Raw genomic sequence first — 3,373 nt, 5'->3', positions numbered from 1 at the left:
GTGTTGTGCGCAAACATCACTTTACCAAGGGAGAAGCTCTTTTTCTATATCCGCTTTTTCCAATTCCTACACCCACGGAGATTTTACACTAACAATCCTACAAATAGCACATGAAAAAAGATCCTTAAGACCTATACCATTTTTTAAGAAAAGCTCGTAGCTGTGTATGTGACAGAAACAATTTGCTAGGGAGCATCGCCAGAAGCTTTGTTCAGCACAAAGGTAAATGTCTGTTTTTCCGGGCGCTTTCCTGCCGCGTGCACCGTCACCTCTACCGGAAGCTCGAAGCGGGTTTGTCCGCTGACGTCTTTTTCATTGAAATCGCTTATCTTCCGGATGGACTTGATTTGACCTATGGTTTGGATGAAATAGTGCAGCGCCGGATTCTCCCGGTCTGCAAACGATCTACGAAGCAGCTCGGGATCCTGTTGATTAAGGGCTACAAAGAAACTGTCGATCACCCCGTACGGAGATGCTTGCTTGAACGCTTCATCCAAACGGCCCGCCGCTTTGTAGACCATCCACTGATGGTCAGGGTCCACGTTCGCCGATCGATGCGTAGAGCTGCCGAGAAAATGGATGCAGAAGTGGCCGGAAAAGGCGTTATCCGGGATCCCGTCACCTCCGTGGGGCATTCCATGCATGGATGCGGCAAGCGATATCCCGTCGATTTGCACCAGTATGGCTCTTCGTCTCCAGCTCCACTCTCCGCTGTAGATTCGCTTCATTACCCCGGTATCCGCTTTGGTGAGCGGCTGCATGTCCGCATGGCTGCTCCCCGCCCGCCGCTGCGCCCGAAAACGCAAACCCGTTTCGAGATCCACGACCTGAACGACAGATTTCATATAGACCGTTCTCTTGGCGTCTTTCCAGGGAACCAGCCTTCCGTAATGAGCGGTCCGTGCAGCATGAATATAGTCTTTCATCTGCTCCTTTAAGGCAGGCTTCAACAGTAAGGTCTCCTTACGGCTTGTATCATACCAGTCCCCCTGTTCGTCAACCGCATACAGAACATCGCCTCCCGGCCTTTGCAGCCAAATATAGGTATCCGTCGGTATCCGGCGCAGCGGCGTACCAGCTTTCAAGTTCCGAAGCTGTTTCATGAGAGACCTCGAGTGTACGGACAATTCCGTTATCATCTCCGATTCCGAAGATGCCTTGACGATAACCTTGATATGATCTTGCGGACGGGCGGCCGCAGCAGGGGGAACCGGCCGGATCATACCCAAGCTGATCAAAGCCGCAAGACAGACATGCATCAGGTTGCTCATCGCTTCTCCTCCGTTTCTTTGATCAAAAATACAAGCTTTAGCATTTTCCGCTTTCCACCGTTATATTCCTGAGTTCCCAATGAAAAAGTGAAGAGACGGGGCGTCTGTCCATATCCCTTTTCCTTTTTTGTCATAAAATAGAACCATATCTGAGATGGGTAGGTGATGAGCGGGTGCAATATTTGGATATGTTAACCCTTTTGGGTGCAGGAAGCGCGCACCCCGGCGGCTTTGCGGCCACACTGGAACAGCTGCGCCGTTTTCCTCTTCCACCGAAAAGCCGGGTACTCGAAGTCGGCTGCGGCACCGGCAGAACATCCTGCCACTTGGTTAAGCAGGGACACACCGTGACAGGGCTCGACATTCGGCCGGAAATGCTGGCAAAAGCAAGGGTTCGAGCCGAAAATGAAGGCCTGCAGCTTGATTTTGTCGAGGGCAGCATTACGGCTCTTCCGTTTGACGATGATACCTTCGATATCGTGCTGGCGGAATCCGTGACCAATTTTGCCGATATTCCCTCCGCTATCAAAGAATATCACCGCGTGCTGAAGCCCGGCGGCATGCTCTATGATCGCGAGGTTATCATTTCGGAATCTATCCCTGCGGATGTGTTCACGAAACTGACCGCCTTTTTCGGCTTTGGCGGACTGCTTACCGAAGAGGCATGGATCGCTTTGCTTCGGGATCATTTCTCGGATAGCCAGGTGCAGGACCGGTCGGCATTTCAAGAGCATATGGCCGCCGACCAGTCGATTCATCCCGATCTTCATCAAATCATCGATCAGCAGGCCATCCTCGACGCCGCCATCTGGCGTACTTCGCTGGAGCACGATGAGTTGATTCTGGATAATCGGGACTATATAAGCTACGCGCTGTTAATCGCACGCAAATAGGCTAAAGATCGAAAACTATTCAGTCAGGCGGGACCAAGATGAAGAAAATATCTTATATGGAAGCAGCGGAGCGGTTTGTTGCAAACCAATTTCCGTCTTGTGAGGCGGCCATTCTGGCCGGAAGTGTCGTGCAGGGGGGGGCGACCGAAACGTCGGATCTGGATATCGTCATATTGGACGAATCCGGTCCAGGTCCGTTTCGCCGGACATACAAAGCATTCGGTTGGGTGATTGAGGCGTTCGTTCTTACAAAAGAGACATATCGTTATTTCTTCGATCAAGGCATCGAGTGTGCCATTCCGTCGCTGCTTCGAATGTGCGCGGAAGGCGTGCCGATCCGCGGACACGAAACCGTCCTCAGCCTGGCTGAGGAGGCGAGGCGGGACCTGCTCGCCGGTCCTCCCGCCTGGTCCAGACAGGAGTTGGACCAGGCGCGGTACGAAATCGGCGAAGCGCTGCACGATTTGCTCGGCACAGATCATCGCGGCGAGGGCTTGTTTATCGCAGCCAAGCTGGCTGAGGGATTGGCCGCCTTCGCCCTTCGTACCGGAGGACAATGGCTCGGCGACGGAAAATGGATGTACCGCAGCCTGGAACGGTTTAATCCCGATCTGGGCAAGGAACTACTGGAAGCGCTCAACGCATATTACAAGCTCGACCGGAAGGAGCCGCTTGCCGTCCATGCCCTTTCGCTTCTGGAGCCTTACGGCGGGATATTGACGGAGGGCTACAGCGAGGGGGAGATGGAAGGGTTTGGGATCGAGTAGGAGAGGGCGGCTAACCCCCGTCCTCTCACCTATGAAAACATGCAATGGATTTGGTATAGATTAGCTTGGAGCAGACAGTATTTTCGCTAAGTCCTAGATGGAGAGCCATGACTTGCTGATTAACAGCAAACCACTCGGTTATTTGCCGTTTACGCCCTCTGTTCAACATCCCCCATGATACGAGTTCTAGGAGTACGTTAACCGCGTTGCCATCCAAGAAAAAGCATCGGCCGATTTCTTGCGGAACTTTGGCGTAAAACGTGGTATTGACTTCATAGAGATGCGTGGGTTCTTGTTCAGCACAGGTACTTCTAAACAAGCTAGATTGTAATTCTTCCCAATTCGTTAATTAGGGCTTGCTGAATAATCAAAAAATCCTTATGTCACAAGGGTTTAGAGGCACTTTTGTCGAATTCATCTGCAAAGAAAACACGGAGAATCG

General features: G+C 52.0%; 3 protein-coding genes. 2 read left to right on the top strand and 1 reads right to left on the bottom strand.

What is annotated here, in order from left to right; translation table 11 throughout:
* Positions 1–185 precede the first annotated feature (185 nt).
* Positions 186–1,271 carry a hypothetical protein gene (locus tag BLT35_RS25920; RefSeq protein WP_074730221.1) on the bottom strand — a complete coding sequence of 362 codons (1,086 nt, stop codon included), beginning with the start codon at positions 1,269–1,271 and terminating at the stop codon, positions 186–188.
* A 173-nt stretch (positions 1,272–1,444) separates the two neighbouring features.
* Between BLT35_RS25920 and BLT35_RS25915 the strand changes: the two genes are divergently transcribed.
* Complete coding sequence (locus BLT35_RS25915) at positions 1,445–2,164, top strand: class I SAM-dependent methyltransferase (protein ID WP_054817563.1); 720 nt, start codon at positions 1,445–1,447, stop codon at positions 2,162–2,164.
* 38 nt (positions 2,165–2,202) lie between these two features.
* Positions 2,203–2,931, top strand: a complete 729-nt coding sequence (locus BLT35_RS25910) for a nucleotidyltransferase domain-containing protein (protein WP_062409739.1) — start codon at positions 2,203–2,205, stop codon at positions 2,929–2,931.
* Positions 2,932–3,373: the final 442 nt, after the last annotated feature.

It is taken from the genome of Paenibacillus naphthalenovorans (genome assembly GCF_900099895.1).
In the GTDB taxonomy this organism is placed as follows: Bacteria; Bacillota; Bacilli; order Paenibacillales; family NBRC-103111; genus Paenibacillus_G; species Paenibacillus_G naphthalenovorans.
This window is presented reverse-complemented; position numbering and strand designations above follow the sequence as displayed.

Excerpts from the sequence above, each read along its gene's own strand:
- BLT35_RS25910 (WP_062409739.1), top strand. The coding sequence starts at position 2,203 with ATGAAGAAAATATCTTATATGGAAGCAGCGGAGCGGTTTGTTGCAAAC.
- BLT35_RS25920 (WP_074730221.1), bottom strand. The coding sequence starts at position 1,271 with ATGAGCAACCTGATGCATGTCTGTCTTGCGGCTTTGATCAGCTTGGGT.